Source organism: Ornithinimicrobium kibberense, assembly GCF_006519705.1.
GTDB lineage: Bacteria > Actinomycetota > Actinomycetes > Actinomycetales > Dermatophilaceae > Ornithinicoccus > Ornithinicoccus kibberensis.
On sequence record NZ_VFXM01000006.1, the window covers coordinates 95,721 to 117,100 of the forward strand.

Consider the following 21,380-nt stretch of genomic DNA (forward strand, 5'->3'; position numbering starts at 1 on the left):
GGCCCCATCGTCGCCCACCCCACCCGGTGTCGCAGGTCGGGCGTAGCCTGCCCACCATGCCGACCCCGTCGTCCCCGCCCCCGGACGGACCGGGCGCGCCGGCGCGACGGCATACCTCCCGGGTCCGGGTGACCTCCTCCCGCCGGGGTGCGCCGCCCGTGCGGCAGCGCACCCCCGCCACCGACCTCGTCGAGCAGACCGAGGTGGGCGAGCTCTACCTCCAGGGGCTGCTGCGGGCCCAGCTGCGCCTCGCGCTGACCGTGCTGGGCGTCTTCGCCGCCGCCCTGCTCGCCGTGCCGGTGCTCGTCACCCTCGTGCCGGCGACCGGTGCGGTGAGCCTGGCCGGCGTCCCCCTCGTCTGGGTGCTGCTCGGGGTGCTCGTCTACCCGGCGATGGTCGCGCTCGCCGCCTGGTACGCCCACCAGGCGGGCCGGCTGGAGACGCGGTTCAGCGACGTCGTCGGACGGGACGCCTAGTGTCCGGGGTGCTGCCCGGGCTGGCGGTCCTGGCCGTGTGCGTGCTCACGCTCGTGCTCGGCGTCTTCGGCCTGCGGCTGTCCCGGCGCACGAGCGACTTCTACGTCGCCGGCCGCACGGTCACCCCCGGCCGCAACGCGGCGGCGATCGGCGGGGAGTACCTCTCGGCCGCCAGCTTCCTCGGGGTGGCGGGGCTGGTCTACGACACCGGGGTGGACGCCCTCTGGTACCCGATCGGCTACACCGCCGGGTACGTCGTGCTGCTGGTGCTCGTCGCCGCGCCGCTGCGGCGGTCGGGCGCCTACACCCTGCCCGACTTCGCCGAGGCCCGGCTCGAGTCGCGGGCGGTGCGCCACCTGTGCACGGTGCTCGTCGTCTTCATCGGCTGGCTCTACCTCGTGCCCCAGTTCCAGGGCGCCGGGTTCACGCTGCGCCTGGTCACCGGGGCGCCCGAACGGCTCGGGGCGACGGTGGTCCTCGTCGTCGTCGTGCTCTCGGTCGCCGCCGGCGGCATGCGCTCGATCACCCTGGTCCAGGCCGTGCAGTACTGGGTCAAGCTCACCGCCCTCGCCGTGCCCGCCGGGGTGATCGTCGCGGTCTGGTGGGCCACCCGCGGGCCACTCCCGCAGGTCGACAGCTCCTGGCTGCTGCCGCTGACCGGGGAGGTCCCCGACCGGCACCACCTCTACCGGACCTTCTCCCTGCTGGTGGCGCTGGCCCTCGGCACGACGGGGCTGCCGCACGTCGTGGTGCGCTACTACACCAACCCCGACGGCGCCCAGGCCCGTCGCACGACGGTGCGGGTGCTGTGGCTGCTGGGCATGTTCTACGTGGTGACAATCGTCTACGGCGTCCTCGGCCGCGCCTACCTCGCCTCCTCCGCCGAGGACTGGCGGGCCGACACGGTGGTGCTCCGGCTGCCCGCGCAGGTCGTCGACGGGGTGCCGGCCGACCTGCTCGTCGCCGCGCTCGCGGGCGGGGCGTTCGCGGCGTTCCTCTCGACGTCCTCCGGGCTCGCGGTCGCGGTGACCGGAGTGCTCAACCAGGACGTCGTCCGGCCGCTGCTGGCCAAGGTCACCGGGGGCGACCACTCCGAGGTCACCGGGTTCCGGCTGGCCGCCGTGGTCGCCGTGCTCGTCCCCTACGGGCTGAGCCGGTTCTTCCCCGAGGTGGGGCTGGCCGCCTTCGTCACGCTGGCCTTCGTCGTGGCGGCCTCGACCTTCTTCCCCCTGCTGGCGCTGGGCGTGTGGTGGCCCCGGCTCACCGTGCCGGGGGCCGCCGCCGGGCTGCTCGTCGGTGCCGTCCTGGCCACCGGTGCCATCGGCGTCACGGTGCTCGTCGGCGACCGCCCCGGGTGGGCCGGCGCGCTCCTGGCGCAGCCGGCGGCCTGGACCGTGCCGGTGGCCCTGCTCACCGCCGTCGGCGTCTCCCTGGCCACCCCGCACCGGATCCCCCGCGGGACCCGGCGCACCCTCGTGCGGCTGCACACCCCCGAGTCGATCCCGACCGGGGCGCTCGGCGTGCCCGCGCGGCGCTGACCTCCGCCGGCGCTGCCGCTCGTCGCACGGCACCGTCCGCTCGTCGCCCCGCACCCGCCCCGGCCCGCGCGCCCGCCGAGGTCACGGCATACTCGGGAGCACGCAGCCCAGACGCAAGGAGGCATCCATGTCCGAAGAAGGACTGTCCAACCTGTTGCACGAGGAGCGCACCTTCCCGCCGAGCGAGGAGTTCGCGGCCGCCGCCAACGGCAGGAGCGAGCTCTACGAGCAGGCGTCCGCGGACCGGGAGGCTTTCTGGGCCGACCAGGCGCGGAAGTTCGTGAGCTGGGAGAACGACTTCGACCAGGTGCTCGACTGGTCCGACGCCCCGTTCGCCAAGTGGTTCGTCGGGGGCACCCTCAACGCCTGCGTCAACGCGGTCGACCGGCACGTCGAGGCCGGCAACGGCGACCGGGTCGCGATCCACTTCGTCGGGGAGCCGGGGGACACCCGCGACATCACCTACGCCGAGCTGCACCAGCAGGTGCAGAAGGCCGCCAACGCGCTCGCCGACCTGGGCGTCGGCAAGGGGGACACGGTCGCGATCTACCTGCCGATGATCCCTGAGGCGGTCGTGGCGATGCTGGCCTGCGCCCGCCTCGGCGCCCCGCACTCGGTCGTCTTCGGCGGCTTCTCCGCCGAGGCCCTGCACAGCCGCATCGACGACGCCGGCGCCAAGGTGGTCATCACCGCCGACGGCGGGTGGCGCCGCGGCAAGCCGGGCGCGCTCAAGCCCGCCGTGGACGCCGCCCTGGCCGTGGGCGACTCCCCGGTGGAGAAGGTCCTCGTCGTGCGGCGCACCGAGCAGGAGGTGGAGTGGAACGACGACCGTGACCTGTGGTGGCACGAGCAGCTGGAGCAGGCGGCCGACACCCACGAGGCGGAGGCGTTCGACGCCGAGCACCCGCTGTTCATCCTCTACACCTCGGGCACGACCGGGAAGCCCAAGGGGATCTTCCACGCCACCGGCGGGTACGTCGTGCAGACCGCCTACACCAGCTCCGTGGTGCACGACATCCACCCGGAGTCCGACGTCTACTGGTGCACCGCCGACATCGGCTGGGTCACCGGGCACTCCTACATCGTCTACGGGCCGATGACCCTCGGCGCCACCCAGGTGATGTACGAGGGCACCCCGGACACCCCGCACCAGGGCCGCTTCTGGGAGATCGTCCAGGACAAGAAGGTCACCGTCCTCTACACCGCCCCCACCGCGATCCGGACCTTCATGAAGTGGGGCAAGGAGATCCCGGCGAAGTTCGACCTGTCCTCGCTGCGGCTGCTCGGGTCGGTCGGGGAGCCGATCAACCCGGAGGCCTGGATGTGGTACCGCGAGGTCATCGGCGGGGACCGGTGCCCGATCGTGGACACCTGGTGGCAGACCGAGACCGGGGCGATCATGATCAGCCCGCTGCCCGGCGTGACCCCCACCCGGCCGGGCTCGGCCCAGCACGCGATCCCGGGCATCAGCGCCGCGGTCGTGGACGACATGGGGCAGCCGGTGGAGAAGGGCTCCGGCGGCTACCTCGTCCTGACCGAGCCCTGGCCCTCGATGCTGCGCGGCATCTGGGGCGACCCGCAGCGCTACAAGGACACCTACTGGAGCCGGTTCGAGAACGTCTACTTCGCCGGGGACGGCGCCAAGCTGGACGAGGACGGCAACATCTGGGTGCTCGGCCGGGTCGACGACGTGATGAACGTCTCCGGCCACCGGATGTCGACCTCGGAGATCGAGTCGGCCCTGGTGTCCCACCCCAAGGTCGCCGAGGCGGCCGTCGTCGGGGCCGCGGACGAGACCACCGGCCAGGCGATCTGCGCGTTCGTCATCCTGCGCGAGGAGGCCGTCCAGGAGGCCGACGACGCGGGCGAGGGCTCGGACCTGGTCGCCGAGCTGCGCAACCACGTCGCCAAGGAGATCGGCCCGATCGCCAAGCCCCGGCAGATCATGATCGTCCCCGAGCTGCCCAAGACCCGCTCGGGCAAGATCATGCGCCGCCTGCTCAAGGACGTCGCCGAGCACCGGGAGGTGGGCGACGTCACGACGCTGGCCGACTCCTCGGTGATGAACGCGATCTCTGCGGGGCTCAACAAGGGCGACTGACGCCGGTGGCACGCCCGGCCGGCTGCGTCAGCCGGTCGGGCGGCCGGTCCCCACGACGAACCAGGCCCAGGGACGGGCGGGCGGGAACCGCGTCAGGTATGCCTCGTCCGTCACCACCTCGAAGCCCGCCGCGCGGACCAGGCCCGGCACGTCCCGGGTGACGTGGCAGCCCCCGGCCACGGGACCCCAGACGGGCTGGATGGCGTCCTGCACCCGCCGCACGGCCTTCTCCGGCGCGCGGGAGTGCTCGACGAAGTGCAGCGCCCCGTCGGGACGCAGCACCCGACGCGCCTCGGCCAGCGCGGCCCGCACGTCGGGGACGGTGCACAGCGACCACGTGGACACGACGGTGTCGACGCTGCCGTCGGGCAGGGGGATGCGGGCCGCGTCCGGGCTGACCCGCTCGACCGGCCGGCCGAACTCGGCGATCCGGTCGCCGGCGATCTCCCAGGCGCGGTCGGAGGGCTCGGCCGCGAGCACCCGCTCGACCCCCGCCCGGTAGTGCGGCAGGTTGAGGCCGCTGCCGAAGCCGATCTCCAGCACGGTGCCGACGGCGTCGGCGCAGGCGCGCTCGCGCCACGGGCGGGTGACCCGCTCGGACAGGACGAGGTCGACGACCCGGGGCAGCGCGCGCTCGCTCCAGGGTCCGGCGCCGGCGATCAGTCCTCCGGCGGCATCATGTGCCGCCACGGGCGGGCCAGGTGGAAGTCGCGACCGCTGACCTCCTCGACGGTGATGGCCACGACGTTGAACTTGGCCGAGCTGACCCAGGGCCGCAGCCGCAGGTTGTCGGCGTCGCGGGCCTCGTCGCCCTCGAGGATGTGTGCCTTGCCGCGGGCGATGACGCTCCAGGCCCGCTCCTCGTCCTCGAGGATGTCGTCCACCTCGAACGCCACGTCCTCGTTCATGGCGACCCCCAGCAGCTTGGACCCCTCGGCGGTCCGGAAGACGAGCCGGTCCCCGTCGACCGCGTAGTTGAGAGGGCTGATGTGGACCTCGTCGGCGAGGTGGTAGGCCATCCGGCCGAACTCGGTCTGGCGGAGCCGCTCCCAGCACTCGTCCTCGGACAGGATCGGCGTCGACCGCTGTTCGGACATCTCATCCTCCTGTGGGTTCGTGCTTCCACTCTAGTGAGGTGGGGACCCGCCGTGACGGGCGGGGTGCGCCGGTCGGAGCGGGCGACGGGGGTGCCCAACGTCGGTCCCGCGACCTAGAGTGGGCAGGACACGGCGACGAGGAGGTTGCGGACGTGGACGAGCGCGAAGGCCCGCGCAGGCGCAGGCGAGGTCCGCGGCAGGACGGCGGCCCCGCCCCGGCGCCCGAGGGTGCCCGGGCCGACGCGGTGCGGGACTTGGCCCGGCGACGGGCCGGGGAGCGTGGCCCGCTGCTCGAGGTGCTGCACGACGTGCAGGACGCCCTCGGCTGGATCGACGAGCCCGACGTCCGGGTGCTGGCCGACGAGCTCAACCTCTCGGTCGCCGAGGTCCACGGGGTCGTCAGCTTCTACCACGACTTCCGGCGGACCCCGCCGCCCGCGCACACGGTCCGCGTCTGCCGGGCGGAGGCCTGCCAGTCCGTCGGGGCGGAAGGGGTGTATGCCGCTGCGCAGCAGGCGGTGCGGACCGCCGGCCCCGACGTCGAGCTGCAGCAGGTCTTCTGCTTCGGCAACTGCGCGCTCGGTCCCACGGTCGAGGCCGACGGCGTGCTGCACGGACGGGTCGAGGAGTCCCGGGTGCAGCAGCTGGTCGCCGAGCTCGCCGACCGTCCGCCCGCACCGGGGGTTCCCGAGACCCTGCCGACCGCCGACCAGGAGGCGCGCCGATGACCATCGTCTGGGTCCCCAGGGACAGTTCCGCCCGCGCCGTCGGGGCCGACGAGGTCGCCGCCGCCCTGGCCCAGCAGCCCGGGGTCACGGTGCGGCGCAACGGCACCCGCGGCATGCTGTGGCGCGAGCCGCTCGTCGAGGTGGAGACGCCCGCCGGGCGAGTCGGCTACGCCAACGTCGCCCCGACCGACGTGCCCGGGCTGGTCTCCGGCGGCATGCTCGAGGGCGCCCCCGTCGGGAACTCCCTCGGGCCCGTGGCGGAGGACCCCTGGCTGACCGCCCAGCACCGGGTCAGCTGCGCCCGGCTCGGTCTGGCCGAGCCCACCGACATCGCGGCATACCGCGACGCGGGCGGCTGGGCCGGCCTGCGCCGGGCCCTGGACATGGACCCCGCCGACGTCGTCGAGGAGGTCGTCACCTCCGGGCTGCGTGGCCGGGGCGGTGCCGGGTTCCCGACCGGGATCAAGTGGCGCACCGTGCTCGAGGCGCAGGCCGACCAGAAGTTCGTGGCCGGCAACCTCGACGAGGGCGACTCGGGGACCTTCGCCGACCGGATCCTCGCCGAGGGTGACCCGTTCACCCTGCTCGAGGGGATGGCGATCGCGGCCGTCGCCATCGGGGCCACGGAGGGCTACCTCTACGTCCGCAGCGAGTACCCCGACGCCATCGCCATCCTCGGCGAGGCGATCTCGGTGGCGACCGCCGAGGGCTACCTCGGCGAGGACGTCCTCGGCAGCGGGCGGTCCTTCACCGTCCACGTGCGGCGCGGTGCCGGCGCCTACATCTGCGGCGAGGAGACCTCGATGCTCGAGTCGATCGAGGGCCGCCGCGGCGAGGTCCGCGCCAAGCCCCCGATCCCCGCGCTGTCCGGCCTGTGGGGCCGGCCGACGGTCGTCAACAACGTGCTGACCTTCGCCGCCGTGCCCGCCATCCTCACCGGGGGAGGCGAGACGTATGCCGCCGCGGGCGACGGCCGCTCCCGCGGCACCCAGGTCTTCCAGCTGGCGGGCAACGTCGCCCGCGGCGGGCTCGTCGAGGCCGACCTGGGCACCGACCTGCGCGAGCTGGTCGAGGGCTTCGGCGGCGGCACCCGCTCCGGACGCCCCGTGCGGGCCGTCCAGGTCGGCGGACCCCTGGGGGCCTACCTGCCCGCGGCCGGCCTCGACGTGGCCGCCGGCTACGAGACGCTGGCCGAGGCCGGCGGGATGCTGGGCCACGGCGGGATCGTCGTCTTCGACGACACCTTCGACGCGGCCCGGATGGCCCGGTTCGCGATGGAGTTCTGCGCCGCCGAGTCGTGCGGCAAGTGCACCCCCTGCCGGGTCGGGTCCACCCGGGGCGTCGAGACGATCGACCGGATCCGGGTCGGTCCGCCGGCCGAGCGCGAGGCCGCCCTCGTCCTGCTCGAGGACCTCTGCACGACGATGACCAGCGGGTCGCTGTGCGCGATGGGCGGCCTGACGCCCATGCCCGTGCGCAGCGCCCTGAAGCACTTCCCCGAGGACTTCGCCCCCGCCGGAGGTGGGGACGCCACCGGCCCCGACCCCCGCGCCGGGGCAGCCGCCGCCAGCACCACCAGGAGCGCGCCATGACCCTCACCCCGCACCGCCCGGCCGGCACGGCCTACGCCCCCGAGCCCGACCTGGGCACGCCCGCCGTGGAGACCGACGTGACCGTCCGCGTGACGGTCGACGACCGCGACGTCGAGGTGCCGGCCGGCACCTCGGTGCTGCGGGCGGCCAGGGAGGCCGGGGTCGACGTGCCCAGTCTCTGCGCCACCGACTCGCTGTCGGCGTTCGGGTCCTGCCGGTTGTGCCTCGTCGAGGTCGACGGGGCGAAGGGCACGCCAGCCTCGTGCACCACGCCGTGCACCGACGGGATGGTCGTGCGGACCGGCACCGAGCAGGTGCAGCGGCTCCGGCAGGGCGTCATGGAGCTCTACCTGTCCGACCATCCCACCGACTGCCCCGGGTGTGCGCGCGGCACCTGCCAGGTCCAGGAGATGGCCCGGCGCACGGGGGTCGCGGAGGTCCGCTACGGGCTGCCGACCCCGCCCGGGCCGGCCGACCAGGAGGGCACCACCGAGGCGTTCGTCGACAGCCCGGCGACCGGACGGCCCGACGTGCTGGCCATGGCCAGGGCGGGGCTGGCCCACCACGTCGACGGGGGCGAGGGCCGGGACGCCTCCAACCCCTACTTCGACTACGACCCCCAGGCCTGCATCGTCTGCTCCCGCTGCGTGCGGGCCTGCGCCGACGTCCAGGGCACCTTCGCACTGACCGTCGAGGGCCGGGGATTCGGCTCGCGGATCGCCCCCGGACCGACGGACATGCTCGGCAGCGAGTGCGTCAGCTGCGGGGCCTGCGTCCAGGCCTGCCCAACCGAAGCGCTGGTCGAGCGCTCGCTGGTGCAGCTGGGGATGCCGACCCGGGTCGTGGAGACCACCTGTGCCTACTGCGGGGTGGGGTGCACCTTCCGGGCGGAGATCCAGGACCGGCCGGTGGACGACGACGCCGACGTCCTGCCCGGCTCGCCGACGACCGTTCCCGAGGTCGTCCGGATGGTCCCGGCCCGCTCCGGCGGGGCCAACGAGGGCCACTCCTGCGTCAAGGGGCGGTTCGCCTACGGCTACACCAACCACGAGGACCGCCAGCTGCACCCGATGGTGCGCGACTCCATCGACGAGGAGTGGCGGGTCGTGGCCTGGGACGAGGCGATCCGGCGGGTGGCCGACGGCTTCCGCGCCATCCAGGACCGCCACGGCGTGGGCGCCGTCGGTGGCATCTCCTCCTCCCGGTGCACCAACGAGGAGGTCTACGTCGTCCAGAAGATGGTGCGGGCGGCCTTCGGCAACAACAACGTCGACACCTGCGCCCGGGTCTGCCACAGCCCCACCGGCTACGGGCTCAACCAGACGTTCGGCACCTCCGCCGGGACGCAGGACTTCGAGTCGGTCGACCACACCGACGTGGTCCTGCTCATCGGGGCCAACCCCACCGACGCCCACCCGGTCTTCGGTTCCCGGCTCAAGCAGCGGCTGCGTCACGGCGCGCAGATCATCGTGGCCGACCCCCGCCGCATCGACCTGGTGCGCTCGCCCCACGTGGAGGCGGCCTCCCACCTGCCCCTGCTGCCCGGCTCCAACGTGGCCTTCATCAACGCGATGGCGCACGTCGTGGTCACCGAGGGCCTGGCCGACGAGGAGTTCCTCCGCGAGCGCTGCGAGGACGTCGACCCCTACCTCGAGTTCATCCGCCGCGACGAGAACTCCCCCGAGGCCACGGCAGCGGCCACCGGGCTGGACCCCGAGCAGGTGCGTGCGGCGGCCCGGCTTTACGCGTCGGCGCCCAACGGGTCGATCTACTACGGGCTGGGCGTCACCGAGCACAGCCAGGGCTCGACGATGGTCATGGGCCTGGCCAACCTGGCGATGCTCACCGGCAACATCGGCCGCAAGGGCGTGGGCGTCAACCCGCTGCGCGGGCAGAACAACGTGCAGGGCTCCTGCGACATGGGGTCCTTCCCGCACGAGCTGCCCGGCTACCGGCACATCTCCCGGCCCGAGGTGCGCGCGATCTACGAGGACCTGTGGGGCGTCTCCCTCGACCCGGAGCCGGGGCTGCGGATCCCCAACATGTTCGACGCCGCCATCGGCGGGACCTTCAGGGGGCTGTACGTCCAGGGCGAGGACATCGCCCAGTCCGACCCCAACCTGCAGCACGTGCGGGCGGCGCTGACCTCGATGGAGCTGGTCGTCGTCCAGGACCTGTTCCTCAACGAGACGGCCCGCTACGCGCACGTCTTCCTGCCCGGCAGCAGCTTCCTGGAGAAGGACGGCACCTTCACCAACGCCGAGCGCCGCCTGGGCCGGGTGCGGCCGATCATGCCGTCGAAGGTGGGCAAGGACGAGTGGCAGGTGGTCTGCGAGATCGCCACCGCGATGGGCTTCCCCATGCACTACGACGACGCGGCGCAGATCATGGACGAGATCGCCGCGACGACGCCCACCTTCGCCGGGGTCAGCCTCGAGCGGCTCGACCGGGAGGGCTCCATGCAGTGGCCGGTCAACGAGGCCGCCCCCACCGGCACCCCGACCATGCACGTCGAGCAGTTCGTCCGCGGCCGCGGCCGGCTGGTGCCGACGGTGTTCGTGCCCACGACCGAGACCACCAACCGGCGGTTCCCGCTCATCCTCACGACCGGCCGGATCCTGTCGCAGTACAACGTCGGGGCCCAGACCCGGCGCACGGCCAACAGCACCTGGCACCCCGAGGACGTGCTGGAGATCCACCCCTCCGACGCCGAGCTGCGCGGCATCCGCACCGGCGACCGGGTGGAGCTCTCCAGCCGGGTCGGCACCACGACGCTGACCGCCCAGGTCTCCGAGCGGATGCAGCCGGGCGTGGTCTACACGACCTTCCACCACCCGGTGACCGGTGCCAACGTGGTGACCACCGAGAACTCCGACTGGGCCACCAACTGCCCGGAGTACAAGGTCACCGCCGTCCAGGTCGCCGTGGCCAACGCCGGCCGGCCCGACGGGGCGGCCGACGGTGCGGCCGTCGGCGGCGAGCTGGTCGGGTCCCCGTCGTCCGGGGCGTCGCGATGAACGGGCAGTCGTCGGGCGGCCCGGGCCTCGTCGCTCCGGAGCCCGGCGCCCCGGACCTGGCTGGCCCGGACCTGGACGCCCCGACGGACGCCGACCCGGTGCCCGACCAGGGACCACCGACCGGGGACGACGTCGACGCCCAGGAGCGCCAGCACCAGCCGGCCGACCTGCGCATGGGCCACGACATCGCCCGCGCCATGGCCCACCACCCGCCCGAGCGTGCCGCCGAGGAGATCGCCACTCACCTGCGCAAGTTCTGGGACCCCCGGATGCGGGCCACCATCCTGGCCCGGGTCGACCGCGGCGAACCGATGGACGACCTGCTCCGGGCCGGCGTCGAGCTGCTGCGCGAGGGCGAGATCGACCCATCGGAGGTGCGCAAGCCCTCCGGCGGCTGACCCGGCGTCTCCGGTGCCTTCGGCCCCCAGGCCCAGGCGTTCCCAGCGTCAGGCGTTGGCAGGGTCCCGACCCTGGATCTGCCGGACGGAGGGGCTGCCCGGCTGAGGCCGGACGTCGGGGCAAGGACCTCGGCGCTCAGGCGCGCCCGGCCGCCCGGTGCCAGGCCCACATCGACGCCCCGGCCAGGCCCAGCCCGGCGCTGGCCAGCGCCGTCGTCAGCAGCGACGCGGTGACCAGCGGGATGATCGCCCCGGCCAGCACCGCGTTGAACGTCAGCGAGGCGAAGGTGGCCATCGAGGCCGCCGACCCGCGGTGCGTGGGGAACAGCTCGAGCATCTCCAGCTGCAGCATCGGGAAGACGACCCCGATGGCCACCCCCATGAGCGTGGGCCCGACGACGGCCCACGGCAGGGAGGGCACGACCGCGGCGAGCGTAACGTTGACCGTCCCCGCGACGAGCAGCCCGGCCATGGCCCCGTCGATGAGCCGCGGCGCGCTCAGGCGTCCGGCCAGCCGCCCGGTCAGCCACGACCCGAGCACGAAGCCGCCGATCTGCGGCACGAAGAGCACCCAGAAGTCCTGCTCGCCCAGGTTCAGCAGGTCCAGCACCACGATCGGCGCCCCGACGACGTAGACGAAGTAGCCCGACATCGCGAAGGCCGCCGCCAGCGCCAGCCGCTCGAACACCCAGGACCGGGCCACGGTGAGCAGGCCGCCGACGACCGACCCCAGCCGCAGCGGCTGCCGGTCCTGCGGGGGCAGGCTCTCGGGCAGGACGAGCACGACGAGCAGCGCCGCCACGACCCCGTAGGCGCCGACGAACCAGAAGATCCACGGCCACGGGCCCCACTGCAGGATCCACCCGCCCACGACGGGGGCGAGCGCGGGCGCCGCGGCGAAGATCATCATCACCTGGCTCATCAGGCGTTGGGCCTCGGCGCCGGAGAACAGGTCGCGGATCATGGCCCGGCTGACGATCGTCGCCGCCCCGGCGAAGAGTCCCTGCACCACGCGCGCGACGAGCAGCCAGCCCAGGGAGGGGGCCAGCGCGCACGCGGCTGAGGCCAGGACGTAGCCGCCCAGCCCCAGGAGCATCACCGGCCGCCGGCCGAGCGCGTCGGACAGCGGCCCGTGCACCACGCTCATCAGGGCGAAGGACAGCAGGTAGACGCTCGTCACCTGCTGCAGCGCGGCCGGGCCGGCGTCGAACGCCTTCCCCATCTGGGCGAACCCCGGGAAGATCGTGTCGATGGTGAACGGCCCGATCATCGACAGGGTCGCCAGCGTCAGGGTCAGCACCCACACCGGGGGGGTATGCCGTCGCGCGCCGCCGCCGGTCCCGCCGCGACTCACGAGGCGCGGGACCGGGGCGGCAGCTCGACGGTGAAGATCGGCAGGAAGAGCTGGGCGAGCGGACCGATGAGCACCGCGTAGAGCACGGTCCCCACGCCGACGATGCCGCCGAGCAGCCACCCGACGGCCACCACGGAGACCTCCAGGACGGTCCGGACCAGCCGGATGGAGCGGCCGCTCACCCGCGCGAGGCCGGTCATCAGCCCGTCCCGCGGGCCCGGGCCGAACTGCGAGCCGATGTACATCCCGGTCGCCACCCCGTTGAGCAGGATCCCACCGAGCAGCAGCAGGGTCCGCCAGCCCAGGTGGTCGGTCTGCGGGACGACCGCCAGCACCAGGTCGGCGGACGGGCCGATGAGGAAGGCGTTGGCCAGCGTGCCCAGGCCCGGCTTCTGCCGCAACGGGATCCAGGCGAGCAGGACCAGCACCGAGGTGCCCACGACGATCGTGCCGAAGGTCAGCGGCACGTGCTGCTGGATGCCCACGTGGAGCACGTCCCAGGGGATCAGCCCCAGCACGCTCCGGACCACCAGCGCCATCGAGGCGCCGTAGAGGAACAGCCCGAGCAGCAGCAGCGTCAGCCGGGGCGCCAGCCGCCCCGCCCGCAGCTGCTCCAGGGGCCCGATGTCGGCCAGCTCCCGGCGGGGGCGCGCGGGGCCACGGGGCGGACGGGTGCGGTCGGACACCCCCGCAGTCTGCCCCACCGGCGTCGGGCGGCCGTTCCCGCCCGGTCCGCGGGGCGGGACCCGGGCGCCCACGGCATACGATGTCGCTGGTCCCGACCCCTCGACCTGGAGGTTGCTGCATGAGCTCGTCCCACCCCGGCATGGGTGCCATCGCCGTCGACGGGGGCTTCGCCTTCCGCGTGTGGGCGCCCAACGCCGACGCCGTCTCGGTCGTCGGCGACTTCAACGGCTGGGACGACCAGGCGCACCCGATGGAGCCCGAGGGCAACGGCAACTGGTACGTCGAGGTGCCCGGCGCCGAGCACGGCCAGGAGTACAAGCTGCTGCTGACCAACGGCGAGCACACCTTCTTCCGGATCGACCCCCGCGCCTACGCGGTGACCAACTCGGTCGGCAACGGGATCCTCTACGACCACGGCCGGTTCGACTGGGAGGGCGACGAGCAGTTCGAGACCCCCGGGCAGCACGAGCTGGTGCTCTACGAGACCCACATCGGCTCCTTCGTCGACGCCGCCGACGGCCCCGCCGACCTGCACGACCTCACCGGCAAGCTGGACTACCTCGTCGGCCTCGGGGTCAACGCCATCGAGCTGATGCCGCTCATGGAGTTCGCCGGCGACTACTCCTGGGGCTACAACCCCGCGCACATCTTCGCCGTCGAGCACACCTACGGCGGCCCGGACGCGCTCAAGGCGTTCGTCCGGGAGGCCCACCGCCACGGCATCGCCGTCGTCGTCGACGTGGTCTACAACCACTTCGGCCCCAGCGACCTGTCGCTGTGGCAGTTCGACGGCTGGAGCGAGGACGGCAAGGGCGGCATCTACTTCTACAACGACTGGCGCTCGGAGACCCCGTGGGGCGACACCCGCCCGGACTACGGCCGCCAGGAGGTGCGCGACTTCATCCTCGACAACGCCCGGATGTGGCTGCGCGACTACCACGTCGACGGCCTCCGGCTGGACATGACGCCCTACATGCGGCACGTCGACGGCTTCTCCGGGGACATCCCGGAGGGGTGGGAGATGATGCGCCAGGTCGGCGAGCTGGTCCGCACCGACTTCCCCGGCCGGCTGACGATCGCCGAGGACCTGCACAACGACCCGTGGGTCACCTCCACCGAGGAGGGCGGCGCCGCGCTCCACGCGCAGTGGGACAACCAGTTCGTCCACCCGGTGCGTGAGGTGCTCACCGCGCCGGGCGACGAGCACCGGTCCATCCCGGCGGTGGCCAAGGCCGTCATGCACCGCTACCACCACGCCTTCGACCGGGTCGTCTACACCGAGTCCCACGACGAGGTGGCCAACGGCAAGGCCCGGATCACCTCTGAGGTCCAGGGGCACAACCCCTCGGGCTGGGACGCCCAGAAGATGGCCACGCTGGGAGCCGCGCTGGTCCTGACCGCCCCGGGCATGCCGATGCTCTTCCAGGGTCAGGAGTTCCTCGAGGACGAGTGGTTCCGCGACACCGTCCCGCTGGACTGGGAGCGGGCCTGGGCGTTCCGGGACATCACCCAGCTCTTCCGCGACCTCGTGCGGATGCGCCGCAACCTCGACGGCGAGACGGCCGGCCTGTGCGGGCCCACCACCAGCCTCGTCAGCCTGGACGACGACGCCAACGTCATCGCCTACGTGCGCTCCACCGACGACGGCCAGCACGTGCTCGTGGCCCTCAACCTCACCGCCCACGCCGTCCAACGCGAGGTCGAGCTGCCCGGCGGTCGGTGGCGGGTGCGGTTCAACAGCGACGCCCGCCGCTACAGCCAGCTCTTCGGCGACCACGCGACGCCGGACCTGGACGTCACCGACGGCACCGGCCTGCTGGACCTGGGCCCCTACTCCTGCGTCGTCTACCTGCCGGAGGGCTGAGGCCCCGTCCTCAGGCCCCGGCCCGCTGCGGGACGTCCGGGTCGGTCTCGCGCATCGTGTCCGGCGCCAGGCCGTGCTGCATGCCCCAGCGGACCGCCTGCGAGCGACGGGTCACCCCGACCTTGCGGTAGGCGCTGCGGATGTAGGTCTTCACCGAGTTGATCGACAGGAACGCCCGGGAGGCGATGTCCACGTTGGTCAGGCCCTGGGTGATGAGGGCGAGGACCTCCGCCTCCCGCGGCGACAGCCCGTAGGGACGGCCGGGCCAGTCGCCGGGCACCAGCTGCGGCCGTCGGTCCCGCGGGTCCTCGTCCGCGGTCAGCCCGGCCTGGGGACCGATCGGGACCACGTGCGAGCGGGAGGGCGAGACGACCAGCTCGCCGGCGGCCACCCGTTCGATGGCGGCCACCAGGTCGGCGGCCTCCAGGCCCTTGTCGAGATAGCCCCGGCAGCCCTTGGACAGGGCGACGTCCACGAGGCGGGGGTCGGTGTCCCAGGAGTAGACGCAGACCGCGCCGAACCCTTCGTGACGCACCGCCCGGTCGAAGTCGGCGCTGTCGACCTGGGGGGCGGAGAAGGTGTCGTAGAGCACGACGTCGACGTCCTGACGCACCGGCAGGCCCGCCGTCAGTTCGACGACCTCGACCCGGTCGTCGAACGGTTCCAGCATCGCGTGGACACCCCGCACGACCACCTCGTAGTCGTTGAGGATCGCCACCGTCACGGGCACAGTCACGACCAGAGAGTACGCCTCATTCGTCGGGAGCGCGGCCCGAACCACCCCTCGGGGTGTAGCACCGGCCCCGCCGCGTCACTAGGGTCACCGGTGTGACCTCCTCCCTGGCCGTGCTGACGATGACCCGTGGCCACCACGAGCAGCTGCTCGGCCAGGTCGACGGCATCTCGGTCGGATCCAGGCCGGCGGACCTGCACGTCGTCGTCTCCATGGGCGACCGGGACCTCACCCGCAACCGGCTCCCCCTGGGCACCGACCGCTGGCGCACGATCGTGCGCCCCGTGCAGACCGACCGCCGGGCGCTGCCCTACGCGGCGGCCCGCAACCTCGCGGCGCAGACGGCGATCGAGGAGGGGGCCGAGGTCCTCGTCTTCCTCGACGCCTCGGCCATCCCCGGCGGACGGACCCTCGAGCGGTACGCCGAGGCCGTCACCGGGACGGGGCCAGGTGCGGCCGACCGTCCGGAGCCGGCCGGCCCGACCATGTGGTGCGGGCCCGTCCTGGAGCTGCCGCCGGCGGAGAACCCCGTCGTCGGCTACCCCCTCGGTCAGCTGCGCGACATCGCCGTGCCCATCCCCGGGGTGCCGGCCCTGGCGCCGGGGCAGTACGAGGTCGACCCCCGCTGGGAGCTGTGCACCGGGTGCGCGTTCGCGATGAGCGCCCAGGACTGGCAGGCCGTCGGCGGGTACTGCACCGACTACGTCGGCCACGGCCTGGAGGACGTGGACTTCGCCCGGGCCGTGCACGATGCCGGGGGCACCCGCGTGTGGGTCGGGGGCGCGACGGCATACCAGCAGCCGGTGCCGCCGACCGACGTCGCCGACGAGGTGCGGGCCGCGCTGCGGCACGCGGACGTGTGGCGCCAGCGGTGGGGCGTCGAGCCCGACGTGCCGTGGCTGCAGCGGCTGCAGGGTCAGGGCCACGTCCGGCGCGACGGGTCCGGCAGGTTCGTCGCCGCCTGACGGTGACGGAGCCGGCTCCGGGTGCCGTGCCACGGCGGGGACGGCACCCGGAGCCGACGTCCGTCAGTCGGTCACCCGCACGTAGCCGTGCGCACCGCGCTCGGCATCGACCATGATGTGCGACACGAGCGGGTAGTGCCCCGCCTCGGGGAAGGCCAGCTCGACGAACCCGCCCTGGGCGGCCTGCAGCCCGAGCGCCTGGGCCCCGGCGCCCTCAGCCGGGCCGTCGTCGTCGCCCAGCCGCCAGGCGCCCTCCAGGTAGGTGCGGTCGAACTGCCCGCCGACGACGTGGAAGCTGGTCGGCCGGTTGGGACCGGCGTCCAGCACCCAGATCCGGACCCGTTCGCCCACGCGGGCCTCGAGCATCTTGCCGGCCGTGCCGTACTGGTTGGCGATCCCGTTGAAGGTGACGAACGCCGGCCGCTCGGCCGCGATCGCGTCCATGTCGACCTCCGCCGGGCCGCCCTCCGCGGCATCGCCGCCGACGCCGGAGCCCGGCTCCAGGTAGACCTCGGACTGCACCAGGACGTACTCCCGGTCGACCTCCGGCAGCCCCTCCTCGGGCTCGATGACGACGGCCCCGTGCATGCCCGCGGCGATGTGGGCGCTCATCGGCATGGTCGAGCAGTGGTACATCCAGATCCCGGCCCGCTCTGCGGTGAACCGGTACTCCAGCGACTCACCCGGCGCGATCGTGCGCATCGGCCGGTCCGGGGCGAGCGCACCGGCGTGGAAGTCGATCGAGTGGCCCATCGTGCCGTCGTTGACGAGGGTGATCTCGAAGACGTCGCCGACCCGCCCCCGCAGGGTGGGCCCGGGCACCTGCCCGTCGAACGTCCACCGGGTCTGGGTGATCCCCGGCGCGACCTCCAGCTCGACCTCCTCGGCGGTCAGGGTCAGCCGGTGCACCCGCTCCTGCGGCATCGGCGGCAGCACCGGGTCGACCACCTCCTCGACGCGGGCGTCCGGGTCGATCGCCGGCGTGGCCGGGGCGGGGTATGCCGTGCCGGCGCCGGGGGTGCCGCCCGCCGCGTCGCTGCCGTGCGCGGCATGGCCGCCGTCCGGCGCAGCGCCGTCGGTCCCGTCGGCCGTCCCGGCCGCGTCCACGCCGTCCCCGCCGGCGACCGCGACGTCGAGCACCATCCCCATCTGGCGGTGGCCCACGATCGTGCACCAGCCCTGGGTGGGACCGGTGACCACGCCGACGTCGACGCTCGCCGACTCGCCCGCGGCCAGGCGGGGGGTGCGCTCGCCGAGCAGCTGGAGGTCGTGGACGTTAGTCTCGTCGGTGTTGGTCAGCTCCACGACCAGCCGGTCGCCGAGGGGCACCTCGACGGTCGAGGGCTCGAACCGCATCCCGACGGCCTCGACCTGCACGGTCGTCGTGCGCCCGGTCGGGGTGACCTCCCCGGCGGCCGCCCCGGCCGCCTCGCCCGGCCCCGCGCCGGCCACCTGGCCGGCCGCGGTCGTGCGCAGCCCGGCGGCCGCCGGGTCGATCGCCACCCCGACGGAGACGGCGAGCAGCAATGCCGACACGGCGGCGACGAGCTGGCCGCCGGACCAGACCGACGGCAGCCGGTCCGCCGCACCGGTCGCCAGGCCGGGGGTCGGGGTGGCGCCGGCGGGCCGTTCCCCGCGGGCCCGCGCGTCCTCGACCTCCCGCTTCGCCGCGACCGTCGCCCGGATCGCCCCGACCATGAGCGGGACGAACACGGCGAGGGCGAGCAGGACGAGGACGGAGACGACCACCCGCACCCAGCTGGGCACCGGCAGCAGGGTCAGCGCCAGCCCGCCGTTGACGACGACCAGGCGGGCGGTGCCCCACCGGTCGAACCACGCCTGGCCGGCGCGGACCACGGTCTTGCCGCCGCCCATGACCGAGGGGATGAGGTAGGACAGCGCCCCCGTCAGCAGCTGCGCGGCGAAGCCGACGACGATCACGGCGCTCACCGGGCCGATGCCGGCGGCGAGCTCGGCCCACGTCGACGTCGTCGCCAGCCGCCACAGCACCAGCCCGATGCCCAGCAGCCACCACACCAGCGACAGGCCGACCGAGGCGGGGGCGAACTCCCGGGGAGGGGCGGTGCGCACGGGGGCCAGGGTCGCCGAGGCCCACCACAGCAGGGCCAGCGCGTAGCCCGCCAGCGCCGCGAGGGTGAGCCAGCGGACGTCGGCCAGCGAGCCGGCGAGCAGGACCGCCAACGACCCCGCCAGCCCGGGCAGCGCCTGCCGGGCCCGCTGCTCGGCGCGCGGTCCGATGGGGGTGCGCAGCATCGTCGGCCACAACGTCAGCAGGGTGCCGGTGACGGTGAGCCCGACCCAGCCGAGCACGTTGACGGTGATGTGCGCGAGGAGGAACCGGCCGTGCAGCCCGTCGTCCAGGCCGAGCGCCAGGGTCGCGCCCAGGGCGGCGCCGACGGGCAGGCAGACGGCCGCGGCGAGGTAGTAGCGCACCGTCACCCGGAACCGGCCGGGCAGGGCGGCCCGCAGCCGGCGCCACAGCTGCACGCCGTGCCAGCCGACCGCGACGGCCACCAGGGTCGCGCCGACGACGGTGAGCCACCAGGTCGAGGTGGGCACGCCGACGAGGGTGACGGTGGTGCCGACGAGCAGCAGGGTCAGCCGCCGGCTCTGGTCGCGCCGGTCGTCCAGGCCGGGCCGGGTCTTCAGCAGCGCCTGGGTGAAGTGGGTGCTCCACACCATGATCGAGTGGGTCAGCGCGCCGAGCAGCACGAGGTGCACCATGAGCCAGCGCGACCCGGGCAGGAACGGGTGCACCAGCGTCAGCAGCGCGGCCAGCGTCAGCCACAGCAGCCCGGGGTAGTCCCGCAGCGGCCACCGCCCGCGGGCCCCGGCGGGTGCGGGACGGCCCGGGGCGGGGGAGGGGTATGCCGCCGCGCCGGCGGGTGCGCCCGGCGCCGGGACGGGCCGGGGGGGCTCGGGGTTCTGCGAGGGGGTCATGGTCCTTGGAGGGTTCGGGCCGGGGTACGGGTGGTCGGACGGGAGGGACGGCGGGCGGCCACCAGCGCCGTGCCCACCGCGGTGAGGACGAAGAGGAGCAGCGCGGCCACGTTGCCCGCGGCGGCACCGGTCCAGGTCGCGACGGTACCCGTCGGGGCGGAGACGATGCCGGAGAGCAGGGCGGCGGCCACCCGCACGAGCAGGGTGGCGTGGAGCAGGACGAGGGGGGCCCACATCCAGCGGCTGTAGGGCAGGCGCACGCGCAGCACGGCGGGCAGGATGACCGGCGCGTGGGCGAGCACCATCGACATGGCGTAGCCGAGGAAGACCGCGTGGACGACCACGTCGTAGACGGTGCCCTCCGGCCGGCCGGCGACCAGCAGGAGCAGGCCGGCCAGGAGCAGCCAGGCGTAGCCGGCGAGGAGCGCGGCCGCGGCGAAGCGTGGCAGGCCGGTGGCGTGGATCGTCCGGCGGGCCACGTCGTGGCGCAGCAGCCAGGCCGTGAGCGCCAGCAGCAGCACGGCGGCGGTCCGGCCGCCCCACACCGGCCACAGGAGGGTGGCCAGGCCCGCCACGGCGAGGGGGACGGCGAGCGCGACCAGCCGCCCGCCCGCCCCCGGCGGCATCGCCAGCCGGGCCAGCTCGACCCGCTCGGCCGCGATCGTCAGCACGACGAAGCCCACGAGGAGCAGGAGCACCTCGGCCACCGGCACCCGGGTCAGCAGCAGCGCCGCGCCGACGGCGAGCACCGCCCCCAGCGCCTGCACGGCCACGGTGGGGTCCTCGTTGCGGCGCCAGAGCACCGCATACACGAGCACGAGGACGAGCATCCCCTGGGCGAGCAGCAGGCGACCCAGGAGCGGGTCCGGCAGCAGCACGAGGGCCAGCGCGCCGGCGCCCAGCAGCCCGGGGGCGAGCAGCCCCCAGGGGCGGCGCAGGGCCACCGCCCGCTCGAGGGCGATGACCGTGCCGAGGAAGCCGAGCACCATGAGGGACCCGTGGAGCGAGGCGAGCCGGGCGCTGCCCGCCGGGGCAGGCACCCCGGCCAGGGTGAGGGCGGCGTCCAGACCGGCCAGCAGGGCCAGCCCGCCGGGGAGCAGGAGCAGGGGGGCGAACCTCACGGGTCGGGCGTGGCCCCGTCGACCTCGTCCCAGTCGGGACCGTCCAGGGCGATCGCCGAGGCGGGGAAGAGCCCGTTGTCCTCCCGGTCGATGTGGTGGCGCAGGTCGTGCCAGAACTCCTCGAACCGGTCGTGGTCCCCGGCACGCACGGCCGCGAGCTGCTCGTCGAGGGTGGTGTGCTCGGCGCAGAGGCTGTCGATGTGCTCGGTGAACTCCTCCTGGCGGCGCATCACCGAGAACAGGCCGACCTCCTCGGCCTGCGTGTGCGGGGAGAGCAGCGCGGCGACCTCGTCGCACGCGCGCTCCACCCCCGCGGGGTCGCCGCCCTCCACGGCCCGGCGCAGCCGGCCTGCGGCGTTGACGATCTCGGTGTGCTCGGCCATGAAGCGGCCGATCACCGCGATCGACTCGCAGCCGCAGTAGGTGCACATCAGGCGTGGCGGGTGAACCGCAGCGTCCAGGCCTCGGGGCCGCGCTCGAGGTACTCGTGCGCGACGGCCTCGCCCTCGCGCTCGGCGAGCTGGGCCAGCAGGGGCAGCGGGTCGTGGTTGGCGACGAGGTCCATCTGCTGGCCGGGGCGCAGGCCGCCGAGAGCGCCGAAGATGGTCGCGTGCCGGATGGCGTGCGGGATGACCCGCACGTCCAGCAGCGGGACGGCCTCGTCGTGCTCGCCGCAGGCGCAGCCGCCCTCGCGGACCTGGGTGACGTCGAGCTGGGTGCGGGCGGTGTCGCTCATGGGGAACTCCTC

At 74.1% G+C, this 21,380-nt stretch carries 18 protein-coding genes; 9 read left to right on the forward strand and 9 right to left on the reverse strand.

The features are described from left to right. Positions 1-56: 56 nt before the first annotated feature. The 3 genes from FJR00_RS06520 to acs all read left to right on the forward strand — a co-directional run bounded on the left by FJR00_RS06520 (position 57) and on the right by acs (position 4,115). A complete protein-coding gene (locus FJR00_RS06520; protein WP_141337986.1) occupies positions 57-476 on the forward strand; it encodes a hypothetical protein in 420 nt (139 codons plus the stop codon). Further along, complete coding sequence (locus tag FJR00_RS06525) at positions 476-2,014, forward strand: sodium/solute symporter (protein WP_075957284.1); 1,539 nt, start codon at positions 476-478, stop codon at positions 2,012-2,014. The genes FJR00_RS06520 and FJR00_RS06525 overlap by 1 nt, the downstream gene beginning before the upstream one ends. 127 nt (positions 2,015-2,141) lie before the next feature. Next, positions 2,142-4,115, forward strand: a complete 1,974-nt coding sequence (acs, locus tag FJR00_RS06530; protein WP_141337987.1) for an acetate--CoA ligase — start codon at positions 2,142-2,144, stop codon at positions 4,113-4,115. Positions 4,116-4,142: 27 nt separating this feature from the next. On the opposite strand, the gene FJR00_RS06535 is transcribed toward acs, so the two are convergent. Together FJR00_RS06535 and FJR00_RS06540 are read right to left on the reverse strand one after the other, a co-directional pair. Beyond that, the gene (locus FJR00_RS06535) at positions 4,143-4,805 is read right to left on the reverse strand and encodes a class I SAM-dependent methyltransferase (protein WP_181409529.1); all 663 of its coding nucleotides are present in this window, start codon (positions 4,803-4,805) and stop codon (positions 4,143-4,145) included. Further along, a complete protein-coding gene (locus FJR00_RS06540) occupies positions 4,775-5,212 on the reverse strand; it encodes a pyridoxamine 5'-phosphate oxidase family protein (protein WP_141337988.1) in 438 nt (145 codons plus the stop codon). The genes FJR00_RS06535 and FJR00_RS06540 overlap by 31 nt, the downstream gene beginning before the upstream one ends. Positions 5,213-5,364: 152 nt before the next feature. Between FJR00_RS06540 and FJR00_RS06545 the strand changes: the two genes are divergently transcribed. Genes FJR00_RS06545 through FJR00_RS06560 form a run of 4 tightly spaced genes read left to right on the forward strand, consistent with a single transcriptional unit; the run spans position 5,365 to position 10,947 of the window. Then, a complete protein-coding gene (locus tag FJR00_RS06545; RefSeq protein ID WP_202876607.1) occupies positions 5,365-5,940 on the forward strand; it encodes an NADH-quinone oxidoreductase subunit NuoE family protein in 576 nt (191 codons plus the stop codon). Next, on the forward strand, positions 5,937-7,532 hold the full coding sequence (locus FJR00_RS06550; RefSeq protein WP_141337989.1) for a formate dehydrogenase beta subunit: 1,596 nt from the start codon (positions 5,937-5,939) through the stop codon (positions 7,530-7,532). Before FJR00_RS06545 ends, FJR00_RS06550 begins: the two co-directional genes overlap by 4 nt. After that, positions 7,529-10,549, forward strand: a complete 3,021-nt coding sequence (gene fdhF, locus FJR00_RS06555) for a formate dehydrogenase subunit alpha (RefSeq protein ID WP_141337990.1) — start codon at positions 7,529-7,531, stop codon at positions 10,547-10,549. Before FJR00_RS06550 ends, fdhF begins: the two co-directional genes overlap by 4 nt. After that, positions 10,546-10,947 carry a formate dehydrogenase subunit delta gene (locus FJR00_RS06560; protein WP_141337991.1) on the forward strand — a complete coding sequence of 134 codons (402 nt, stop codon included), beginning with the start codon at positions 10,546-10,548 and terminating at the stop codon, positions 10,945-10,947. Before fdhF ends, FJR00_RS06560 begins: the two co-directional genes overlap by 4 nt. Before the next feature lie 136 nt (positions 10,948-11,083). Here FJR00_RS06560 and FJR00_RS16275 read toward each other — a convergent pair whose 3' ends face one another. Then, positions 11,084-12,253, reverse strand: coding sequence for a multidrug effflux MFS transporter (locus tag FJR00_RS16275; protein WP_238330357.1), 1,170 nt, complete (start codon positions 12,251-12,253; stop codon positions 11,084-11,086). 44 nt (positions 12,254-12,297) lie between these two features. Beyond that, the gene (yczE, locus tag FJR00_RS16280) at positions 12,298-12,987 is read right to left on the reverse strand and encodes a membrane protein YczE (protein WP_238330358.1); all 690 of its coding nucleotides are present in this window, start codon (positions 12,985-12,987) and stop codon (positions 12,298-12,300) included. A gap of 119 nt (positions 12,988-13,106) precedes the next feature. Between yczE and FJR00_RS06570 the strand changes: the two genes are divergently transcribed. Continuing rightward, positions 13,107-14,852, forward strand: coding sequence for an alpha-amylase family glycosyl hydrolase (locus FJR00_RS06570; protein ID WP_238330359.1), 1,746 nt, complete (start codon positions 13,107-13,109; stop codon positions 14,850-14,852). Positions 14,853-14,862: 10 nt separating this feature from the next. Here FJR00_RS06570 and FJR00_RS06575 read toward each other — a convergent pair whose 3' ends face one another. Beyond that, the gene (locus FJR00_RS06575) at positions 14,863-15,588 is read right to left on the reverse strand and encodes a response regulator transcription factor (protein WP_238330360.1); all 726 of its coding nucleotides are present in this window, start codon (positions 15,586-15,588) and stop codon (positions 14,863-14,865) included. A 92-nt stretch (positions 15,589-15,680) separates the two neighbouring features. On the opposite strand from FJR00_RS06575, the gene FJR00_RS06580 reads away from it, so the two are divergent. Then, entirely contained in the window at positions 15,681-16,550 is an 870-nt protein-coding gene (locus FJR00_RS06580) for a glycosyltransferase family 2 protein (RefSeq protein ID WP_141337992.1), read from the forward strand. Positions 16,551-16,613: 63 nt separating this feature from the next. On the opposite strand, the gene FJR00_RS06585 is transcribed toward FJR00_RS06580, so the two are convergent. From FJR00_RS06585 to FJR00_RS06600, 4 genes are read right to left on the reverse strand one after another with little or no spacing between them, the layout of a single operon-like run. Then, positions 16,614-19,511: a multicopper oxidase domain-containing protein gene (locus FJR00_RS06585; RefSeq protein WP_141337993.1), complete on the reverse strand. Its 2,898-nt coding sequence runs from the start codon at positions 19,509-19,511 to the stop codon at positions 16,614-16,616. Further along, positions 19,508-20,632, reverse strand: coding sequence for a hypothetical protein (locus tag FJR00_RS06590; protein WP_141337994.1), 1,125 nt, complete (start codon positions 20,630-20,632; stop codon positions 19,508-19,510). The genes FJR00_RS06585 and FJR00_RS06590 overlap by 4 nt, the downstream gene beginning before the upstream one ends. Next, positions 20,629-21,063, reverse strand: coding sequence for a hemerythrin domain-containing protein (locus FJR00_RS06595; protein WP_141337995.1), 435 nt, complete (start codon positions 21,061-21,063; stop codon positions 20,629-20,631). Before FJR00_RS06595 ends, FJR00_RS06590 begins: the two co-directional genes overlap by 4 nt. Next, complete coding sequence (locus tag FJR00_RS06600; protein ID WP_141337996.1) at positions 21,063-21,368, reverse strand: DUF2249 domain-containing protein; 306 nt, start codon at positions 21,366-21,368, stop codon at positions 21,063-21,065. Before FJR00_RS06600 ends, FJR00_RS06595 begins: the two co-directional genes overlap by 1 nt. Positions 21,369-21,380: the final 12 nt, after the last annotated feature.